The organism is Dyadobacter sp. CY327 (genome assembly GCF_021390415.1).
GTDB lineage: Bacteria > Bacteroidota > Bacteroidia > Cytophagales > Spirosomataceae > Dyadobacter > Dyadobacter chenhuakuii.
This window is the reverse complement of record NZ_JAJUXJ010000007.1, coordinates 1,114,792-1,134,526: the sequence shown is the minus strand read 5'-3', so window position 1 is coordinate 1,134,526 and position 19,735 is coordinate 1,114,792. Positions and strand designations below refer to the sequence as shown.

19 protein-coding genes are annotated in these 19,735 nt (G+C 45.0%); 13 read left to right on the top strand and 6 right to left on the bottom strand.

Annotated elements, in window-relative coordinates; all coding sequences use genetic code 11:
- The first annotated feature begins 31 nt into the window (after positions 1–31).
- Positions 32–652, top strand: a complete 621-nt coding sequence (locus LZG74_RS21105) for a DUF6134 family protein (RefSeq protein WP_233798472.1) — start codon at positions 32–34, stop codon at positions 650–652.
- A gap of 54 nt (positions 653–706) precedes the next feature.
- On the opposite strand, the gene LZG74_RS21100 is transcribed toward LZG74_RS21105, so the two are convergent.
- From LZG74_RS21100 to LZG74_RS21090, 3 genes are all read right to left on the bottom strand, one after another.
- Entirely contained in the window at positions 707–1,123 is a 417-nt protein-coding gene (locus LZG74_RS21100) for a hypothetical protein (RefSeq protein ID WP_233798471.1), read from the bottom strand.
- A 329-nt stretch (positions 1,124–1,452) separates the two neighbouring features.
- Positions 1,453–2,334: a bestrophin family protein gene (locus LZG74_RS21095; protein WP_233798470.1), complete on the bottom strand. Its 882-nt coding sequence runs from the start codon at positions 2,332–2,334 to the stop codon at positions 1,453–1,455.
- A complete protein-coding gene (locus LZG74_RS21090; RefSeq protein ID WP_233798469.1) occupies positions 2,331–2,918 on the bottom strand; it encodes a PolC-type DNA polymerase III in 588 nt (195 codons plus the stop codon). The genes LZG74_RS21095 and LZG74_RS21090 overlap by 4 nt, the downstream gene beginning before the upstream one ends.
- A 122-nt stretch (positions 2,919–3,040) precedes the next feature.
- Here LZG74_RS21090 and nspC point away from each other — a divergent pair, with 122 nt between their 5' ends.
- Entirely contained in the window at positions 3,041–4,198 is a 1,158-nt protein-coding gene (gene nspC / locus LZG74_RS21085; protein ID WP_233798468.1) for a carboxynorspermidine decarboxylase, read from the top strand.
- 130 nt (positions 4,199–4,328) lie between these two features.
- Here nspC and LZG74_RS21080 read toward each other — a convergent pair whose 3' ends face one another.
- Complete coding sequence (locus LZG74_RS21080; protein WP_233798467.1) at positions 4,329–5,231, bottom strand: PIG-L deacetylase family protein; 903 nt, start codon at positions 5,229–5,231, stop codon at positions 4,329–4,331.
- 283 nt (positions 5,232–5,514) lie between these two features.
- On the opposite strand from LZG74_RS21080, the gene LZG74_RS21075 reads away from it, so the two are divergent.
- From LZG74_RS21075 to LZG74_RS21055, 5 genes are all read left to right on the top strand, one after another.
- A complete protein-coding gene (locus tag LZG74_RS21075) occupies positions 5,515–7,179 on the top strand; it encodes a CTP synthase (RefSeq protein WP_026628857.1) in 1,665 nt (554 codons plus the stop codon).
- A gap of 84 nt (positions 7,180–7,263) precedes the next feature.
- Positions 7,264–9,090: a membrane protein insertase YidC gene (gene yidC / locus LZG74_RS21070; RefSeq protein ID WP_233798466.1), complete on the top strand. Its 1,827-nt coding sequence runs from the start codon at positions 7,264–7,266 to the stop codon at positions 9,088–9,090.
- A 121-nt stretch (positions 9,091–9,211) separates the two neighbouring features.
- Positions 9,212–10,924: an ABC transporter substrate-binding protein gene (locus LZG74_RS21065; protein ID WP_233798465.1), complete on the top strand. Its 1,713-nt coding sequence runs from the start codon at positions 9,212–9,214 to the stop codon at positions 10,922–10,924.
- An 18-nt stretch (positions 10,925–10,942) separates the two neighbouring features.
- Positions 10,943–12,238, top strand: coding sequence for a glutamate-1-semialdehyde 2,1-aminomutase (gene hemL, locus LZG74_RS21060; protein ID WP_233798464.1), 1,296 nt, complete (start codon positions 10,943–10,945; stop codon positions 12,236–12,238).
- 77 nt (positions 12,239–12,315) lie between these two features.
- Positions 12,316–13,326 carry a glycosyltransferase family 2 protein gene (locus LZG74_RS21055; protein ID WP_233798463.1) on the top strand — a complete coding sequence of 337 codons (1,011 nt, stop codon included), beginning with the start codon at positions 12,316–12,318 and terminating at the stop codon, positions 13,324–13,326.
- Between the two features lie 239 nt (positions 13,327–13,565).
- Here the strand turns inward: LZG74_RS21055 and LZG74_RS21050 are convergent, their stop codons facing one another.
- A complete protein-coding gene (locus tag LZG74_RS21050; protein ID WP_233798462.1) occupies positions 13,566–14,342 on the bottom strand; it encodes a class I SAM-dependent methyltransferase in 777 nt (258 codons plus the stop codon).
- 109 nt (positions 14,343–14,451) lie between these two features.
- Between LZG74_RS21050 and LZG74_RS21045 the strand changes: the two genes are divergently transcribed.
- A complete protein-coding gene (locus LZG74_RS21045; protein ID WP_233798461.1) occupies positions 14,452–14,775 on the top strand; it encodes a hypothetical protein in 324 nt (107 codons plus the stop codon).
- A 36-nt stretch (positions 14,776–14,811) separates the two neighbouring features.
- Here LZG74_RS21045 and LZG74_RS21040 read toward each other — a convergent pair whose 3' ends face one another.
- Positions 14,812–14,964: a hypothetical protein gene (locus LZG74_RS21040; protein ID WP_169719995.1), complete on the bottom strand. Its 153-nt coding sequence runs from the start codon at positions 14,962–14,964 to the stop codon at positions 14,812–14,814.
- Positions 14,965–15,195: 231 nt separating this feature from the next.
- Between LZG74_RS21040 and hisS the strand changes: the two genes are divergently transcribed.
- The 5 genes from hisS to LZG74_RS21015 all read left to right on the top strand — a co-directional run bounded on the left by hisS (position 15,196) and on the right by LZG74_RS21015 (position 19,702).
- Positions 15,196–16,566 carry a histidine--tRNA ligase gene (gene hisS, locus LZG74_RS21035; RefSeq protein ID WP_233798460.1) on the top strand — a complete coding sequence of 457 codons (1,371 nt, stop codon included), beginning with the start codon at positions 15,196–15,198 and terminating at the stop codon, positions 16,564–16,566.
- 47 nt (positions 16,567–16,613) lie between these two features.
- On the top strand, positions 16,614–17,477 hold the full coding sequence (gene hisG, locus LZG74_RS21030; protein WP_233798459.1) for an ATP phosphoribosyltransferase: 864 nt from the start codon (positions 16,614–16,616) through the stop codon (positions 17,475–17,477).
- 4 nt (positions 17,478–17,481) lie between these two features.
- A complete protein-coding gene (gene hisD / locus LZG74_RS21025; RefSeq protein WP_233798458.1) occupies positions 17,482–18,750 on the top strand; it encodes a histidinol dehydrogenase in 1,269 nt (422 codons plus the stop codon).
- Positions 18,751–18,818: 68 nt separating this feature from the next.
- A complete protein-coding gene (locus tag LZG74_RS21020) occupies positions 18,819–19,247 on the top strand; it encodes an antitoxin Xre/MbcA/ParS toxin-binding domain-containing protein (protein WP_233798457.1) in 429 nt (142 codons plus the stop codon).
- Positions 19,247–19,702 carry an RES family NAD+ phosphorylase gene (locus LZG74_RS21015; protein WP_233798456.1) on the top strand — a complete coding sequence of 152 codons (456 nt, stop codon included), beginning with the start codon at positions 19,247–19,249 and terminating at the stop codon, positions 19,700–19,702. The genes LZG74_RS21020 and LZG74_RS21015 overlap by 1 nt, the downstream gene beginning before the upstream one ends.
- Positions 19,703–19,735: the final 33 nt, after the last annotated feature.

Sequence of the window (19,735 nt, the reverse complement as noted above, 5' to 3'; positions counted from 1 at the left end):
ACGCACTATTTCGACAGCAAAAAGACATAAAATGAGAGTTTCAGGGTATTTGGTTTTCGGGATGTTATTTCTTTCGGCTTCTATGGTCCGGGCGCAAAATGTATACGACGTGATCGTTGCAGGACGCACCATCGGATCTTTAAAGGTCTTCGATGACCAGGGCAAGGATAATTTGGAGCAGCATCGCATTGAATCGGATTTCAAGGTGATGTTCTACAAGGGTAAGTATTCGACCCAGGCGAATTATTCAGGAGGAAAGCTGGTGTCCGCAACCTGTGCGCATCATGTGAATGGGGATTTGAAGGAAAAAACACTTACAAAAAGTGCAGCAAAGAGTTCTTACGAAGTGTTGTTTTCGGGTGAAGACGGCGAGGATAAGCCAAAGCTATCACTCAATATACCGATTAGCAGCACGATAACTGGCCTCTACTACAAGGAGCCGATCAATATCAATGAAGTTTACTCTGAGCGATATGGGAAAATGTGCAGCGTCAAAAAACTTTCGGAAGGGAAGTATGGCGTAACACTTCCCGATGGCAAACAAGGAATCTATTCTTATAAAGATGGGCTCTGCCGGGAAGTCAAAACGGACCTGGCTGGATTTAAGCTGCGAATAGTCCTTAATGAGAAAAAGCAAGTCAGTAGTTTATAACCCAAAAATAAAGCCGGTCCATTTGGACCGGCTTTATTTTTGGGTTATAAACGCTTAGTCAACAGTAGGATAAGCTGTACTATCCTGTTTGTTGTAGTAATCAGCCACTTGCGTGTTGTTGCTCGTCGTTATGTTCGTTGGCGTTTTGTAATTCCGTGGTGAAATCAATGGGTTAATATCGACTCCTTCCGGCGTATAACGCTTGGTAACTACCAGCGTCACCGGGCGCGGCGCATACTTGGGCGTATTGCTCACATAACGGCTGCGCTGTTGCTTGCTGTAACTTTCAACTGTATTCAAATTATAAACGACAGCATCATTGCCGCGGTTAGCTTTGGCTTTGGCAGCTTTATTTGGGTGTTTATAATTGTGAACAGAAACTCCCGGATCAACAATGGACTGTGCCTGTGCACCGAACGTAACTAATCCTGTAAGCAATAATATAGATACTAAAAAAGATGACTTATTCATGATATTATCCGTTTAATCGAGTAACAAAACCTCCCGTTGTACGGGATTTCCATGAATATAAAAAATTTCTTGCCATCCTACTAGGCGCTAAAATGCGGCCAAAAAGCTCGAATTGCGGATTTTGAGGTAACTTTCGGTAACTGAATTGTCAAATTATTGTTGGTATGACAATCTTAGGTTTTTAAATGAAGGTGATTATTGAAAAACTTTTCAAAAATCACGAAAACAGGATAAAATTCAATTGGTTAAAATTTTTGAAAAAATCATCAATTTTAATCAAACTCTTACAGTTTTCTAATTTCTTCCTAATAATTGTGCCATTCCTGACATTATTGCAGCAACGCACGTGTGGAAGTCTGTATACCATTGCAAATGCGCTCCATAGGCAGATCATTGCTGTCTACACCAAAAGGATCCTCGATCTCTTCGGCAATGACTTCAAGACTGGCAAGAATGTAAAACACAAACATTACGAATGGAACAACCAAAAAGTGTAGACTAAAAACGTAGCCGATTGGGAGAGTCAGGCAGTAAATGAAAATGAATTTTTTGATAAAAGAGCTGTAAGAGAGAGGAATAGGCGTGTTCTTGATCCGCTCACACGCTCCGCAAATGTTAGTAAAAGCTTCCAGTTCGTGATTTAGCAGAATCGTATGCTCGGGTAGCAAAACACCTCTTTTTTGCAGTTCAATCACTTTGCTAAAGATCGCAGCGGCAATCTGGTTGGGAATATGATCGTGCACACGAAGCGTTGTCTTTTTATACAATTCTGAATCCTCAAACTCCTCCGACCTGTAACCGCCCTGCAGATGATTTTTCAGAGCAAAAGCATAATTGGGAATCATCTTCATAAAAAATGCCCGCTCCAATTCATGTTCATTTCCAAGTAATGCATTGATTTTCAGAGCAAGGTTGCGGCTGATGTTCATTAATGAGCCCCACTGTTTTCGTCCTTCCCACCAGCGGTCATAAGCCGTATTGGTCCGGAATACGAGCAGCATCGAAATGACAAATCCTAATAGCGAGTGCATCAGGGATATGTTTTTCAGATCCGTGTTTTCCTTTAATTTGAAATGAATCAATAAAAGATAGGCAATGGCTGTCGAATACACCGCAATGGTAAGAATCAGCGGCATGAGCTTGCGGACCGTGTCTCCTTTTTGGAAATAAAATATGTAGCGAAACCACTCCTTAGGATTGTAATCGATCATTTGAGTGTGAGATTGTCAATTAATTTGAAGAATTCTTTCAGGCACTTAGCGGTCAGTCGGGCGTCTTCCAATGCATTATGGGTTTCTTCTTCCCGCTCAAAACCAAAATAGGTGGCCACTGAACCCAGGCTCAGCGAGCGGGGAACCGTTTTGCCATTCTTTTCTAAAATTTGGAAAAACAAATAAGATACAGTGTGAAGGTCAATCAGCTTATTGGAGAATCCCCACTTCATTTTCTCATTGCGGTATGCATAGCGAAGGAAATTAATGTCGTTAATAACACTTTGACCGCAAATGATGACATTGGTAAGGTTTGGCTTACCGGCATTTAGCTTTTTAAGCCATTTTTCAAATTCCGGCAAGACATCGTAAATCATAGGCGCATCTTCCAGATCGGCCATTGATAGTCCATGCACTTCTTCCGATTTAACAGAAAAAGCCTCTTCATTTTCGGGATAGACGTTTTGTAGGTAAGTGCCCAGCGACCGCCAGTTGTCGTCAAAAAACTCTGCTCCAATTTGTATGATCTCATTCCAGCCCGGCTCGGGGCCCGTCATTTCAATGTCTAATACGAGGAACGCCATGCCGTGGTTTTAATTGGTTACATAAAATTGGGACTCTTTTGAAACTCAAACTTATACTTTTGTGTACAAAAATAGAGAAACCTTACATTTTAGCTGATTCATTCATTATTCATTTATATAAAATGCCCATCGATTACAACGAAATCCCGTCGCCTTGTTTTGTTCTGGACGAAACGCTCTTACGCCAGAACCTGAGCCTGATCGATTCGGTGCAGCAGGCGGCCGGTTGCAAGATCATCCTGGCCTTGAAAGGTTTTTCCATGTTCAGCGCGTTTCCGATCGTGAAAGAATATTTGAGCGGCGCTACGGCAAGTTCGCTGAACGAGGTGAAGCTGATCAATGATTTCATGGGTTACCAGGCGCATACATACATGCCGGCGTATCTGGATAGTGAGTTTGCAGAGATCATGGAGCGCAGCAGCCACATCACATTTAACTCCCTGAGCCAATGGGAGCGGTTCAAAGATAGGGTAGAAGCATTCAAAGCTGCGAACCCAGACCATGAGCTTTCCTGCGGCATCCGCGTAAACCCGCAATATTCGGAAGTAGCGACGGATATGTATAATCCATGCGTGCCTGGCTCGCGCCTGGGCATTACGCGGGACAAAATGCCCGACATCTTACCGGAAGGGATAGACGGCATCCACTTCCATACACTTTGTGAGAATGGTTCGGATACATTGGAGCGGACATTGGAAGCATTAGAATCACGCTTCGGAGATTTGCTGCATCAGGCCAAGTGGTTGAACATGGGAGGCGGTCATTTAATGACAAGAGAAGGATACGATATTGAAAAACTAAAAAAATTAGTTAGTAATATAAGGGCTAAGTATAACCTGGATGTGATATTGGAACCGGGTTCAGCCATAGCCTGGCGGACGGGTGTTCTGGTTACAACCATACTGGATGTGATGGATAGTCAAGGCATCGATGTCGCGATCCTGGACACGTCATTTGCAGCGCATATGCCGGACACATTGGAGATGCCTTATAAGCCTGCAATCACAGGTGGCAGCATGGAAGCAGTTGCAGGAAAGCCAACTTACAGAATGGGCGGTATGACATGCCTGGCAGGCGACTTCATTGGTGATTATTCGTTTGATCAGCCATTGACGTCTGGAGATAAAATCATATTTGAAGACATGATACACTATACTATGGTTAAAACTACCACATTTAACGGTGTTAACTTGCCTTCCATTGGTATGGTGTCAGCTGATGGCGATTTTAGATTGATCAAGTCTTTCGGATACGAGAGTTTCAAAGACCGGTTATCATAGTAAGTGCCTGATTTTAGTTAACATTCTCTCTTAAATCGAAAAGCCTCGTTCGAATAATCGTTATAAAAACGACAGACCGAACGAGGCTTTTGCTATATCTATTCTCGAAGTAATTTGAATCTGTTTAACCCTAATTTCCCTGTGGAAGCATTGGAAACAGTCGCCTGATCTCTTCCGGTGACGGCTGTTTTCCATACTCAGTTATCTCAAAAACTTCCACAAATTTTATCTTCTCAGATTGCTCTTTTCCGTACCATTTTTCAACCGTCAGCTTAATCTCGGGGGTGATAGAAGAACGTTTTTCCGTAGCTGCCAATAGCCACTTTTTCCGCTCGTCAAGACCTTTCGGAACATTAGCAAGATCCTGATTTGTCCAGGGTAACCATTCGTAGAATTGGGAGACATGCGCATCCAGTCCGTCGACTTTTTTAGTAATTGCTGTGGTGATGTCAATAGCAATGTCTGGACGGAAAGGGTTAGGACGCTGAAACCGATCCCGGAAATACAGAAAAACGGGGTTTTTAACCAGTGGAGGCACACTGCTAAGAATATTAGGTACGATTACTAGGTAGGATGCGTCCTGCACAATCACCCCAGTATTGCGATGATCGGGGTGATAATCGTTTGTTCTGGGTGCGATCACCACATCTGCATTCCATTCGCGGATTTTTCGGATCACTGCCAGCCGGTTTTCTAATGTGGGGAAAAGCTCGCCGTCGTGGTTGTCGAGCACGTCATATTCGATGCCTAGCCGCTTCGCCACTTCTTTTGTTTCATTAAGCCGACGTTTAGCCAGTTCTCCGCCGCCAATATCCTGGTGGCCTGCGTCGCCATTGGTAAGGGAAACGAATTTAACCTTATGTCCCATGGAGGAGTAAATGGATGCCACGCCTCCGGCGCCAAGGTCGCAGTCGTCGGGATGTGCGCCAAACACAATGATTTTGAGCGGAGTTTTGGCAGCGTCCAATGCGCTTTGTGAAAATGCGGGGGTCAGCCATATCAGCAGAAGTGGCAGAAATAAAATTTTTCTCATATTGGTTAAAATGATTTAGGTTGGGATTGATGCAAAATAGGAATTAAAATTTGTAGTTTTTTTTATTCAAAATTTTATGCATTTTATGAAGTCACAAACGCACTTAAAACCTGTGCAAAAGCTTGTTTGGAGAAAATGGGGGCAGAAAAATTTACGCCTGCTAACCTTCCAGAGTAACAAGTGTTTAATGATTTTACGGTAATATTTAAAAAGCCCCCGCTTAGATTCTTCTAATATTCCTGTATCTTTGTATCCCGTAATCATAGAAAAAAAGCAACGTCTTATGGCTTCCAAAGCACGAAAGACCGCGAAGTACATTTTCGTTACGGGCGGTGTAACATCTTCACTTGGCAAAGGAATCATTGCCTCTTCATTAGCAAAACTACTGCAAGCCCGAGGGCTTTCTGTTACGATTCAAAAATTCGATCCATATCTTAATATTGACCCGGGAACCATGAATCCTTACGAGCACGGCGAGTGCTATGTAACGGACGATGGCGCCGAAACGGATCTTGATCTGGGCCATTACGAGCGTTTCCTGAATGTTCGCACGTCCCAGGCCAACAATGTTACTACGGGACGCATCTACCACAACGTCATTACAGCCGAGCGTCGGGGGGATTTTCTGGGCAAAACTGTTCAGGTTGTCCCGCACATTACGGATGAGCTGAAAAGGAATATGCTGCTGCTCGGGCAAACCGGCGATTACGATATCGTTATTACGGAAATCGGCGGTTGCGTAGGGGATATTGAGTCACTTCCGTTCCTGGAAGCAGTTCGTCAGGTTAAATTCGAGATGGAAGAACACAATACGCTTGTGATCCATCTGACGCTGATCCCTTACTTGAATTCTGCCGGAGAGCTTAAAACCAAACCGACACAACACTCGGTAAGAATGCTGCAAGAAGCGGGGATCCAGCCCGATATTCTTGTTTGCCGTACGGAACATCCGCTTCCTTACGATATCCGCAAAAAAATCGCGCTTTTCTGCAATGTTCAGGTGAATTCTGTTATCGAGGCCATGGACGCGGATACGATTTACGCCGTTCCTTTGCTGATGCTGAAAGAAAGACTGGATCAGCGCGCGCTCTATATGCTCGATATTTACAACGATAAAGACGTCGATCTGGATTCGTGGAAGACGTTTTTGTCCCGCTATAAAAATCCGGTTGATTCCATCCGCATCGGTCTGGTAGGAAAATATGTTGAGTTGCATGACGCCTACAAATCCATCGTTGAATCATTCATTCACGCCGGAGCAGCCAACGAATGCAAAGTCAACATTGAATGGATCCATTCGGAAAGCCTTACAGCAGAAAATGCCGTTGAAAAATTGGAAAGCCTGGATGGTGTTCTGGTTGCGCCTGGTTTTGGTGAAAGAGGGATCGAAGGAAAAATCGCTGCCATCCAGTATGTGCGTGAAAACAACATTCCTTTCTTCGGAATCTGTTTAGGTATGCAAATGGCGGTTATCGAATATGCAAGAAATGTAATAGGCTGGGATGGAGCACATTCTGTTGAAATGGATGCCAACACCGATCATCCGGTTATCCACCTGATGAAAGATCAGAAAGACGTTTCCAACAAAGGCGGCACCATGCGTCTGGGAGCTTATCCATGCAAGATCAAAAAAGACACGCTGGCGAGCCGGATCTATGGTAAAACGAACATTAGCGAGCGCCACCGCCACCGTTACGAGTTCAACAATAAGTATCTCAAAGACTTCGAGGAAAAAGGACTGGTTGCAACCGGAATCAATCCTGACAACAACCTCGTTGAAATGGTTGAGCTGCCCGGGCATCCGTTCTACATTGGCGTGCAATTCCACCCTGAGCTGAAAAGCACGGTGATGAACCCGCATCCGATTTTTGTGAACTTCGTGAGTGCTGCACTTACTTATTCGCTGCAAAAGAGATCTGTTGAATCGCTTAACACCACAATCCACTGATCACAAAAAAGGCCGATAAGCAAAAAACTTATTACCTTTGCCGTCCCCTCGCGGGTTTACTATTTCAATCATTTCAAGTAAATAATGGATAAAAATTTTATCATCGGCTTAGTATTAATCATGCTAATGCTGATTGGCTACCAGATACTGGTTCCAAAACCTGTGGAACCTGCACCTGTGGAGCAAGTAAAACAAGTTACTACAAAACCCTCTGTTCAATCACCAACAGTTTCGGATTCAACCAACTTATCTGCTCAATCCACTGATTCAAATGCGGTAGCGCAAGTCGCTCCGAAAGACCTGGTTATCGAGACGAACGACACGCGTGTTGTTTTCTCTAACAAAGGAGGGGTCATGAAAGAGGTAATGTTGAAAAAATACAAAACCTACGATCAGAAGCCGCTTTACCTGATTGCGGAAAATCATAACAGTTTTCGGATCAACTTCCCGACCACAACAGGTGACGTGCGCTTGACGGACCTGTTCTTCACTACCGAGGCGCAAGATCAGAAAGTAGGGGAAAAAGACTCAGTAATAGTCACTTACCGCGCTCCGTTGAAAGGCAATCAGTTTGTTGAACAAACGTATGTTGTGCATGGAAGCGGTTATGTGATCGATTACGGCATCAAATCAAATGCTACCGGATCAAGTGACAAACTGGTTCAGCTGGATTGGAACAATGATCTGCTGCAATTGGAAAATGATATGCACAAGAACCGTGAGGTGGTCACGATCAACTATTACACCGATGATCTGCAAAGCCTTGCGACGAGCCCGACAGCAACAGAAGAGGACAAAACGGCCGAACCTGTTAAGTGGTTTACAATCAAACATAAATACTTCCTTGCCGGTCTGATCGCGGATAAACATCCGTTTGGTAATGTGGCTGTAAGGGCTGACGTGAACCCTGCGGATTCGACCATCGTAAAGACAATGCATGTTTCGGCCGGAATCCCGATGTCTGCCATACAGAAAGGGGAGGCCAATTATCAGTTCTTCCTTGGACCAAACGATTATCACCTGGTAGATAAGGTTAAAGCCGAGAATTTCGACCAGAATGTTTATCTAGGATATGCGTTTTTAAAGCCGATCAACAAGTTCTTCCTCGTTCCGCTTTTTAACTTTTTGGAAAAATTTGTGAGCAATTATGGTCTTTTAATCATACTGCTGGTAATTTTTGTAAAAACAATCCTTACACCGCTGACTTACAAGTCATATATCAGCATGGCCAAGATGCGTCTGCTGGCACCCGAGCTGGAACAGATCCGCAGCCAGAACCCGGATGATATGGCAAAGCAGCAGCAAGATCAGATGAAGCTTTATCAGGAAGTAGGCGTAAGCCCGCTGAGCGGCTGTATCCCCGTGCTGGCGACCATGCCAATCTTGTTTTCGCTGTTCTTCCTGTTCCCCAACTTGATTGAGCTGCGGCAGCAACCCTTCCTGTGGGCGAGCGACCTTTCTACTTATGATTCGTTCATCAAGCTGCCCTTTACCATTCCTTTCGGTGTAGGAAACCACATCAGCTTGTTCACGGTGTTAATGACGGCTTCCAGCATTGGTTATGCTTATTATAACAATCAGATCACGCCAACGCAGCCCGGCCCGGTAAACATGAAAGTGTTGGGTTACATTATGCCATTGATGTTCATGTTTGTTCTTAACTCGTTTCCTGCCGGTTTGACATTCTATTATTTTGTATCAAACGTGGTGACGATCGCGCAGCAGCTTTTGATCAAGCGTTTTGTGAATGAAGACAAGATCCGGAACATTCTGGAAGAAAACAGAAAGAAAAACGCGAATGGCGAGAAGAAGCAGACGAAGTTCCAGAAATATCTGGAAAAGTCGCTTCAAGCCGCAGAAGAGGCCAAAAAGAAGCAGGCTGAGCTTGAAAAGCGTTCGAAAAAGAAATAAAAGATTTAATATATCGTAATGTATAGGGCAATGTTTCCAACCGGAAATATTGCCCGTTTTTTTCTCTTAGACCGGATTTTGTAATTTGTCCGCCGTTACTCAATTTTCACCCACTGTTACGATGAAATCAATTATTGTAGTCATCTTCATACTTGCCGGTTTGAGCGATGCAGCATTTGCCCAGAATATTGCACAAACGGAAAGCAGATATAAAGCGGCGCTTGGAGATTATAAACAAGGACGTTATGCCGCAGCAATGGAGAAACTTTCGCCATTGACAAGTGTCAATTCAAAAACCACCTTCTCAGCCTACGCACATTACTATTACGCGCTTTCCGCTTACCAATTAAAGCGTTTCAGGGAGAGCAAGCAAATGTTACTGCAATTGCAAAGCCGCTATCCGGGGTGGAACCGTATTGCCGATGCGCAGTATCTGCTTGGTGCCATTGCGCTGGAAGAGGGCAAAACGGATGAAGGACTGACATATTTGGCCAAAATCAAGGATTCCTCCTTGGCAAAGGATGTATTTTCTTTAAAACAACATTATTTCGGCTCGATCACCGATCTGGCTAAATTGAAAGGACTGCAAAAGCAATATGCGGATGATCGGGACATTGCCTTGACCCTGGTCCACTTTATAGAGACTTCCCCAAGCTCAACACAAACTGACTTCCAGATCGCGGAGCAGCTTCAAAAGCAGTTTAAATTTAGTAAAAAAGAAAAAGTTGCCGTAGCAGAAGAAGCGCCAAAGCGCAGCATTCCAAAATCCGAAGGGCAGTGGACAAAAGGTTACTACGATGTTTCTGTGCTCCTTCCGTTTCGTTTGGATGAATTCAGCACGGGCAGGCGTCGTTCGAACCAGTTTGCTTACGACTATTACCAGGGCCTTATAATGGCCAAAGAACAGCTTGCCGCTGAGGGAATAAGCGTAAACCTATGGGCATATGACGTGGGAGCTGATGCCAAAACGGTCGAGCCGATTGTCGAGAATAAGAATTTTCAGCAATCTGATATGGTGATCGGGCCGTTGTATCCTGCCACATTCGAGGTTACTTCCAGCTATGTTGCCAATGGAAGGGCTATTATGCTTAATCCGCTTTCAACCGATGGCAACCTCTTGAAATCCGGCTCTAATATCTACCTGGCACATCCATCTATCGCTTTTCAAATGCAAAAAGCGGCGCAATGGATGAAAACGCAGGCGATGGGATTGTCCGCGGCGATCTACTACGGTGGAACGTCAAAGGACTCTGCAATGGCATTTTCATATGCCAACGAATGGAAGAGTAAGGGAGGGAAAGTGCTGGAAATGCTTAAAATCCAAACGTCCCGGGAGTGGCTGGAAAACAATCTTTCCACCTTCGAAACCACAAAACCATCTCACATCGCTCTCTTCTCTACCGACGGATCTTCCGGCGCAATGTTGATGGAGGTGTTGAACGGACGTAAACTGACCACAACTCCGGTCCTGAGCACATCCACAAGTTTCAGCGCGCAGCAGTCCAGACTTAACCGGTATGCGTCCCGGCTTTACCTGATTGATACGGATTATGTAGACCGTGAAAAGGAGAATATTCGTGAGTTTCAAAAGAATTACTGGAACAAAACGAACACTTTCCCATCCGTTTACTCTTACCAGGGATTCGACCAGCTATTGTTTTTTATGCGTATGCTTGCCAAGCATAAAGATAGGTTTCAGGACGGCTTGCAATCCGCACGGCCGGCAGGTGATGAATATCTTTTGTCAGGATTTAATTTTACAAAAGCAAACGAGAACCAGATTACACCTGTTTTGAAACATAACGGCTCCAAATGGACGCCAGTAGACAGGTAATCCAAATTAGCATATCCAATGAACATTGCAACGAGTCAGCATCTTTTTGAAAAAGCACAACATTTCATTCCTGGTGGCGTAAATTCTCCCGTCCGCGCGTTTCGTGCAGTGGGCGGTTCGCCCGTTTTTATCAAGTCAGCCAAGGGGCCTTATGTTTACGACGAGGATGACAATGAGTATATAGAATTAATCAATTCCTGGGGCCCAATGATCCTGGGACATGCTAACGAATTGATACAAAAGGCCGTATACGATGCCATTCAGCATTCATTCTCATTCGGTGCGCCAACGCGCCGGGAGGTGGAGATGGCTGAGCTTATCGTAAGTATGGTGCCTTCGATCGAAAAGGTAAGAATGGTAAATTCGGGCACGGAGGCTACAATGTCTGCGATCCGGGTGGCGAGAGGTTTTACAGGAAGAGACAAGATTATCAAATTCGAAGGCTGCTATCATGGCCACGGCGACAGCTTTTTAATAGCTGCGGGCAGCGGTGCCGTCACTTTCGGCACACCGGATAGCCCGGGCGTTACAAAAGGTGTGGCAAATGACACATTAACAGCACCATTTAATGATCTGGAAGCAGTTCAAACGCTTGTTAATGCCAACAAGAATGCAATTGCGGCATTGATCCTTGAACCTGTGGTTGGTAACATGGGCTGCGTCCTTCCGGCCGAAGGTTTTTTGCAGGGTTTGCGTAAAATATGTGATGAGGAAGGAATCGTCCTGATCCTGGACGAAGTAATGACAGGCTTCCGTTTGGCAAAGGGCGGAGCACAGGAAAGATTCGGAATTACGCCCGACCTAACAACGTTAGGAAAAATTATAGGTGGAGGAATGCCCGTAGGTGCATATGGGGGCAGGGCAGACATTATGAACAAGGTTTCGCCAGCCGGCCCGGTTTACCAGGCAGGGACGCTCTCTGGCAACCCGATTGCGATGGCAGCGGGTCTTACCATGCTGAATTATCTGAACGATCATCCGGAGGTTTATACGCAACTGGAAGCATCGGGAGAGAAGCTATCAACTGGTTTCAAAGCGTCTATGCAGAAATTGGGTTTAAACTATACATTAAACCACATCGGCTCCATGTATACGCTTTTCTTCACCGATCAGCCCGTGACAGACTTCCCATCTGCTAAGTCGTCAGACCTTCAATTATTTGGCAGATATTTCCACGCTATGCTAGACCGGGGCATCTACATGGGCCCATCCCAATTCGAAAGCATGTTCCTATCCACTGCATTGGAAGACAAGCATTTAGACAAAATCATAACGGCTAACGAAGAATCACTAAAAGAGATTCTAGATCTATAAAATCGGCGACCATTCATTCATCGCATCCGCGACTGCTCATTCACTCATTCAGTCATTCATTCATTCAAAATTAATTAATGCGCCGATACTCCATCATTATCCCTGTTTACAACCGTCCAGACGAGTTACAGGAATTGCTGGAATGTCTTGTGCACCAGACTATCAAGCATTTTGAGGTGATTATTGTAGAAGATGGCTCAAAAATCAAGGCGGATGCGGTTGTAAAGTCTTTTGCAGACAAGCTGAATATTAAATACTTCTTCAAAGAAAATGGCGGGCAGGGTTTTGCCAGAAATCACGGTTTTGAGCGTGCTTCGGGGGAGTATTTTATTCTGCTGGATTCTGATGCGCTGGTTGAACCAGACTATCTGGCTGTTGTAGAGCAAAAGCTAAATACGGACTACGTCGATCTGTACGGTGGTCCCGACACAGACCATCCTTCTTTTACGCCTATACAAAAAGCGATCAGCTATTCCATGACCTCCGTTTTCACGACGGGTGGGATCAGGGGAAAGAAGAATAATATGGGTGGGACTTTCCACCCAAGAAGCTTTAATATGGGCCTTTCCAGGCAGGTTTGGGAGAAAACGGGAGGCTTTTTAACAAGCCGGATGGGAGAGGACATTCTGTTCAGCATTGCTGCTCTACGGCTCGGATTTCGCTCTGCATTGATCCCGGAAGCATTCATTTACCACAAGCGCCGCACGCAATTCATACCGTTTTTCAGACAACTTAAATTTTTTGGAAGAGCCAGGATCAACATTGCCCGGTTTTACCCGGATGAACTGAAACTCGTGCACACATTCCCGCTGCTTTTTACTTTGGCAGTTTGCAGCATCCCCCTCTGGTTTTTGATCTTCAAGCCATTCTTCTATCTGGGCCTGATTGGATTAGCAACATACATTACACTTCTTTTTATAGATGCATTCAGAAAAACAGGAAGCGCTGAGGTTGCATTTCTGGGTATAGGAGCCGCTTTTGTTCAGCTTTTCGGCTACGGAATCGGCTTTATGGAAGAGGGATGGAAACGGCTTTTCGAAAAAAAATCGCACCGGGAAACCGGCGCGACCATCGAATATCCATCATAACATTGGTGTTCAAATTACCGGGATCCCGGGGTTGAAACCCCGGGCTAGAGTTTTATCATATCTGACGATATTATCTAGGGGCTCTGGGATTGTGATTATTTCATAATTATCCAGATACCATAACCTGGGGTTTCAACCCCAGGACGCTAGCTGACTAGCAGGATGTTCCGCTGCTGTCTGGCCGCATGATCCGCCATCTGTCCAGCCGCATGACCCGCCAGAGACCCGCCAGCTCACCATCACAACGCCTTTTGGCAAAAATATACGATCTCCTCACCAGGCAAAGCATACTTCGTGACCTCTGCTTTTGTTAGCTCATCCATCACAAATCGGTCCTCCTTAACAGTAAAGCCACCTTTCTCCAACTCGCGACCATAATTTCGTCCAAATAATCGCAAATGGTCATTTTGTAAAAAGTACTTTTCCCTTTCCTTGGGATCCGTAATCGTAGCATCTTCATAAGTCACTTCATACTTCATATCCTGTGGCGATTGGATCAACGCCCAGCCGCCAGGTTTCAAAACACGGTGCAGCTCGCTCATGGCCAGAATATAATCGTCCACGTGTTCCATTACGTGATTACAAAAGGCAACGTCAAATGTATTTTCCGGGAACGGAATCGAATGAATATCCATCTTTACCTTCGCCAGTGGTGACTCAATGTCGGCTGTAATATAATCCAGGTTTTTCATCTGCTCAAAGCGATCGATGAAGCAATATTCTGGTGCTACATGCAAGACTTTGAGGTTGGCGGTAAAGAAATTCGTTTTTCTTTTAAGATATAGACCCATCAGCCTGTGTCGCTCTAAGGAAAGGCAACTCGGGCAAAGTGCGTTCTCACGGCTGGAAGTGTTACGGCCGTAAGGCAGGAATTTCCGGTAACGGCTTTCGCAAACAGGACATTCAACCTGATTACCAATGTAAAAAATGCTGAGAAAACGGGCAACCCAATGTCCGACCAGTTGCAGATAGGGCCGGGGAATATACCTTAATACTAAACTAATGATGGATTTCATTAAATCAATTAACTAAAAATTAATAATTTTAGGATCATAATAAGGAAAAAAGTAATAAATGATTCCATCAATAGATCCGAAACCACCTGGCAAAAGGCTAATCAAACGAATGTCAACGCGTACGAAATGGATGATATTGGCTCCATTCGGCCTGTTGATTTTCAGTTTTGGCCTGACCGTCCTGAGCGAGGCAGCACTCCAGCGCCGGACAGGAGTTCCTACGCAGGTTTGGGTTGTATTGGGATTGTATAGTCTTGCGCTTATCAATGGCGGCCTCATCATGTTTGGCGAAGCCCTCCGGTTCCGGATATTACTGGACGTCCGCAGGGAAACCCGGCGCAGCATGCGTCAGCTTGTTCGGAAAATCAACATTAAGTCTGCTAGCAAGCATAAACCCGGTAAAAAAGCAAAAAGCCCTACCAAAACAGATTGACAGGGACTAGTTGAATTCCTTTCCGTAGATGCTAAATTATTTTTTATTAGCTTCAAACTGAGCCTTTATTGCTTCAACATCAACGTTGCGTACTTCTGGCTTGCGTAAAAGATCTTTGATTTTCGCTGTGCGGTTATTAGCTACTGCTTTGTTTCTGCGACTCTTACGTTTTAATTCCGTAACTCCCATTGTAAAATATTGTTTTGTGAAAGAGCCGCAAAATTAATCATTTTCATGTAAATAATGCAGACAATAGTCACAAATATTGCCTAACCTGCCCTAACTTTACGGTTAAATTGGCCTACAAGCCAAATTAATTACAAATACTGACACCAATTGACGTTCGATAGCCGGCAAACTTCACTTGCCGGTTCATCGCTTTCAGGTTCCGGTGCGCAGTACATTTACCGAATGAATTCAATGAGTAAACCATCCCTTGCCCGCGGAACCCGAGACTTCGGTCCCGAACAAATGGCAAAACGTACTTTTATTTTTGACACCATCCGCCGCTCTTTCCAACGATATGGATTTTTGCCTTTGGAAACACCAGCCTTTGAAAATCTTTCGGTTTTAATGGGCAAATATGGTGATGAAGGCGATCAGCTTTTATTCAAAATACTGAACTCCGGAGATTTCAGCGGAAAGCTCACCGACGCCGACTGGCAGGAAGGTTCCAAACCATTAACTTCGAAAATTTCTGAAAAAGGACTGCGTTACGACCTTACGGTGCCCTTCGCCCGATATGTGGTGATGAACCGGGGAACATTGGTAATGCCTTTTAAAAGATATCAGATCCAGCCTGTCTGGCGTGCAGACCGTCCGCAAAAAGGCCGTTACCGCGAATTTTACCAGTGCGATGCAGATGTTGTAGGAACCGATTCGCTGCTTTGCGAAGCGGAAATCGTGTTGCTTCTGCACGAGATTTTGCCTGCATTGGGGATTAATGATTTCACAGTAAAGATCAATAACCGCAAGATCCTCACGGGCATTGCGGACATGATAGGCGCGCACGGGATGGAAGGACCGCTTTGTGTTGCGATTGATAAATTAGATAAAATCGGAAAAGATAAGGTTGTTGAAGAACTCGTTGAGCGCGGGTTTTCGAACGAAAGTGTGACTCAACTGGATCCCGTTTTCAGTCTTTCAGAAGGCGCTGAACCATTCACCGCATTGAAAAACTGGTTAGGAAGCTCTGAAATTGCCATGAAAGGCGTGCAAGAACTGGAAGAAGTTTGGGACTTGGTAAAAACGCTTGGACTGGAAAATCCGAAGATACAATTTGATGTGACCTTAGCGCGCGGCCTTTCCTATTATACAGGGGCTATTTTTGAAGTGAAAGCGAACAATGTTCAAATTGGCAGCATTTCCGGAGGTGGTCGTTATGATAATTTGACGGGCACTTTTGGCGTTCCAGGCATTTCCGGCGTGGGCATTTCGCTCGGCGTCGACCGGATTTATGATGTCATGGAAGAACTCAATCTCTTTCCTGAAAACCAAAAGACGGCAACTAAGGTTATGATTTCAAACTTTGACCAGCCAGCATTCCGTTTTGGGTTATCTATCTTGCCAAAGCTGAGAGCAGCGGGCATTAATGCTGAAATTTACCCGGATTCGGTAAAACTTAAAAAGCAGCTGGATTATGCCGACAGGAAGAACATTCCCTTCGTGATCCTGATAGGGTCGGATGAAATGGAAACGGGTCAGCTGACTTTGAAAAATATGAAAACAGGCGAGCAGCAGAAGCTGAATACCGACGACATCATTTCGTCACTCGCCGAAACCAATAACTAAACTTAACTTACAGACCAAACCGTTGCTTAGCGGAAGCCCACAACACAATGAATGACAACATATTAAGAATTGCAATACAAAAATCCGGAAGGTTGAGTGAAGACTCTTTAAAATTGATCAAAGAGTGTGGGATCAGGTTTGATAATGGTGCCGGAAAGTTGAAAACCGACGCTACAAATTTTCCTGCTCAAATCCTTTTCTTGCGGGACGATGATATTCCTGGATATGTTGAGGACGGCGTGGCGCATTTGGGCATCGTGGGTGAGAATGTTTCTGAGGAGTCAAATCGGGACGTGGATACGGTTCACAAGCTGGGTTTCTCAAAATGCAGATTGTCAATCGGCGTTCTCCGCGAGCACGATTACAACAATGTATCGGACCTGGAAGGAAAAAGCATTGCCACGACTTACCCGCGTTTGTTGGAGAAATATCTGAGTTCGAATAATGTTAAAGCCCAAATCCACGAAATTAGCGGATCGGTTGAAATTGCGCCCAGCATTGGTTTGGCAGACGCTGTTTGTGACATTGTAAGTTCCGGCAGCACACTTTTGAGCAACGGCTTGAAAGAGGTGGAAACCATTTTCCGTTCAGAGGCGGTCATGATTGCAAGCAAGCATCTTTCGGAGGTGCAAAAGGATCTTTTGGATCAATTGCTTTTCCGGATCAAGTCTGTTCAGGTTGCGAAGAATAACAAATATATTTTGCTCAACTGCCCCACCAGCGCTGTTGAGAGCATTACCAAGTTTCTGCCCGGAATGCGTGCCCCAACGATCCTGCCGCTGGCCACAGAAGGCTGGTGTTCCTTGCATTCGGTGATCAATGAAAATGAGTTTTGGGAAAATATCGAGAAAATCAGACAGGCTGGTGCAGAGGGGATTCTGGTTATTCCAATTGAAAAAATGATCTTATAATTGTATGAATATTATTCCATTTCCTGAAAGAGAGCAATGGCCTGCATTACTGGCCCGTCCCGTTCAGGAAGCACAGGATATTGAAGCAATAGTAAATCCAATCCTTGATAAGGTAAGGAAAGAGGGTGATCAGGGCATTAAGGAACTGGCGCTGAAATTCGATAAAACGGTTCTCGACAACATTGCTTTCACCGAAGCAGAACTAACCGGCGCAGGTGATAAGCTGGATGAAGCTTTAAAGCAGGCGATAGGGCAGGCATATCAGAACATTTACAAATTTCACGAAGCCCAGCTCCAACCCGCCGAAAAGATTGAAACCATGCCCGGCGTTACTTGCTGGCGTAAAAGCGTTGGAATCGAGAAAGTAGGCATATACATTCCCGGTGGCTCTGCACCATTGTTCAGCACTGTCCTAATGTTGGGAATTCCAGCAAAAATTGCGGGTTGTAAGGAAGTTGTATTATGCACGCCTTCGGATCATCCGGCAATTTTATATGCAGCGCAATTGGTTGGCGTGACCAAAGCATTTAGGATAGGAGGGGCACAGGCCGTCGCGGCAATGGCCTATGGAACTGAATCTGTGCCGAAGGTTTACAAAATTTTTGGCCCTGGGAATCAATATGTTACAACGGCTAAAATGCTGGTCAGTAAAGAAGGCATTGCTATTGATATGCCTGCCGGACCATCGGAAGTTGCCGTTTATGCGGATGATAGCGCGATTCCTGCATTCGTAGCCGCTGATCTTTTATCCCAGGCCGAGCACGGTCCGGACAGCCAGGTGTTGCTTGTTTCGACCAGCAAAAAGCTCTTATCAGCTGTCAATCTTACATTATCCTCGCAAATGGACAAGCTGCCCAGACGCGATCTGGCTGCTCTATCCATTGCCAACAGCAAAGCCATTCTGCTCGATAACGAGGACGATGCCATTGATCTGCTAAACCAATATGCAGCCGAACATTTAATATTAAGTGTTGAGAATGCAGAAGCGGTTTCAGAACAAATAGTCAATGCAGGCTCCATATTCCTGGGCAATTATACACCTGAATCATGCGGTGATTACGCCTCAGGCACCAATCACACATTACCCACCAATGGCTACGCACGTGCATATAGCGGCGTGTCCGTTGATAGTTTTGTAAAAAAAATCACCATACAGAACATTACTAAGGAAGGAATACGGCAAATTGGTCCCGTTGTGGAAGCCATGGCAGCAGCCGAGTCACTGGATGCACATAAGAAAGCAGTTAGCATCAGGCTGAAAAGTCTTTTGTAAGAAGGAATTTTTAATGCTGGAAATATGTCTTAAATTTGGGGACATTTTTCAACTCAATCAAAAGAGCGATGACAGCATACATGGTTAATGAACGGCTCGGAGGTTATGGCATTCTAAAGCATGCTGTAAAGAACGATTTCGATCTTGCTTACCTTGCAGCAAATGGCGTGCCGAAAGCATCCATTCAGCATCTTGCGGATTCAGTAGGCATGGATGTGAAAGATATCATTGCATTATTGCCTGTAACATCCCGCAACCTGCAACGTTACAATGATGTGGATCTGCTTAGCAATGTTGTTTCAGATCATCTCATTTCGCTTGCAGATCTCTTTTCAATAGGAGTTCGGGTGCTAGGTAAAGAATATTTTCTGGATTGGCTCAACAATGAAATTCCTGCTTTGGGGCAGGAGAAACCCATCAGTTTTCTGCGTACACACGCAGGCATAGAACTGATTAAAACAGAGTTGGGACGAATCGAACACGGTATTTTTGCTTAATGGAGCTATTTAGGATTACACGCACTATTTATAAAGACGATTTGACTGGGATTGGCGCTTTTCACCACGGTGGAAGGTGGAACTCGCCCGGCAGACCAATGCTCTATGCGTCCTCGCACAGGTCGCTTGCTATGCTGGAAGTGCTGGTTCACGCCAGCCGGTCCACGCCGCCTCCGGACTATGTTGTTGCTGTGCTTTTTGTGCCTGATGACATTAAATCGCTCGCTGCATACACCGTAGAAGACTGGAAACAGGATCCGCAATGGAGCAAGTCGGTGGGTGACGATTGGCTGCAAGACAGTAAATCGCTGCTATTGAGAGTTCCGTCGGTGGTGGTGAATTCGGAGTATAATTATTTAATCAATCCGTCGCATCCTGCTGCCAGTGAGGTGAAAGTGGCTCATATTGAGCCATTTGAATTTGACAAACGACTATTCTTCTTTTCAAAAAAGTAAATAACCGCATCCGAGCGATATAAAACGGACCGC

What these genes read in the sequence shown, in the direction of transcription:
- LZG74_RS21105 (WP_233798472.1), top strand. Translation starts at nt 32, where the DNA reads ATGAGAGTTTCAGGGTATTTGGTTTTCGGGATGTTATTTCTTTCGGCT.
- LZG74_RS21100 (WP_233798471.1), bottom strand. Translation starts at nt 1,123, where the DNA reads ATGAATAAGTCATCTTTTTTAGTATCTATATTATTGCTTACAGGATTA.
- LZG74_RS21095 (WP_233798470.1), bottom strand. Translation starts at nt 2,334, where the DNA reads ATGATCGATTACAATCCTAAGGAGTGGTTTCGCTACATATTTTATTTC.
- LZG74_RS21090 (WP_233798469.1), bottom strand. Translation starts at nt 2,918, where the DNA reads ATGGCGTTCCTCGTATTAGACATTGAAATGACGGGCCCCGAGCCGGGC.
- nspC (WP_233798468.1), top strand. Translation starts at nt 3,041, where the DNA reads ATGCCCATCGATTACAACGAAATCCCGTCGCCTTGTTTTGTTCTGGAC.
- LZG74_RS21080 (WP_233798467.1), bottom strand. Translation starts at nt 5,231, where the DNA reads ATGAGAAAAATTTTATTTCTGCCACTTCTGCTGATATGGCTGACCCCC.
- LZG74_RS21075 (WP_026628857.1), top strand. Translation starts at nt 5,515, where the DNA reads ATGGCTTCCAAAGCACGAAAGACCGCGAAGTACATTTTCGTTACGGGC.
- yidC (WP_233798466.1), top strand. Translation starts at nt 7,264, where the DNA reads ATGGATAAAAATTTTATCATCGGCTTAGTATTAATCATGCTAATGCTG.
- LZG74_RS21065 (WP_233798465.1), top strand. Translation starts at nt 9,212, where the DNA reads ATGAAATCAATTATTGTAGTCATCTTCATACTTGCCGGTTTGAGCGAT.
- hemL (WP_233798464.1), top strand. Translation starts at nt 10,943, where the DNA reads ATGAACATTGCAACGAGTCAGCATCTTTTTGAAAAAGCACAACATTTC.
- LZG74_RS21055 (WP_233798463.1), top strand. Translation starts at nt 12,316, where the DNA reads ATGCGCCGATACTCCATCATTATCCCTGTTTACAACCGTCCAGACGAG.
- LZG74_RS21050 (WP_233798462.1), bottom strand. Translation starts at nt 14,342, where the DNA reads ATGAAATCCATCATTAGTTTAGTATTAAGGTATATTCCCCGGCCCTAT.
- LZG74_RS21045 (WP_233798461.1), top strand. Translation starts at nt 14,452, where the DNA reads ATGTCAACGCGTACGAAATGGATGATATTGGCTCCATTCGGCCTGTTG.
- LZG74_RS21040 (WP_169719995.1), bottom strand. Translation starts at nt 14,964, where the DNA reads ATGGGAGTTACGGAATTAAAACGTAAGAGTCGCAGAAACAAAGCAGTA.
- hisS (WP_233798460.1), top strand. Translation starts at nt 15,196, where the DNA reads ATGAGTAAACCATCCCTTGCCCGCGGAACCCGAGACTTCGGTCCCGAA.
- hisG (WP_233798459.1), top strand. Translation starts at nt 16,614, where the DNA reads ATGAATGACAACATATTAAGAATTGCAATACAAAAATCCGGAAGGTTG.
- hisD (WP_233798458.1), top strand. Translation starts at nt 17,482, where the DNA reads ATGAATATTATTCCATTTCCTGAAAGAGAGCAATGGCCTGCATTACTG.
- LZG74_RS21020 (WP_233798457.1), top strand. Translation starts at nt 18,819, where the DNA reads ATGACAGCATACATGGTTAATGAACGGCTCGGAGGTTATGGCATTCTA.
- LZG74_RS21015 (WP_233798456.1), top strand. Translation starts at nt 19,247, where the DNA reads ATGGAGCTATTTAGGATTACACGCACTATTTATAAAGACGATTTGACT.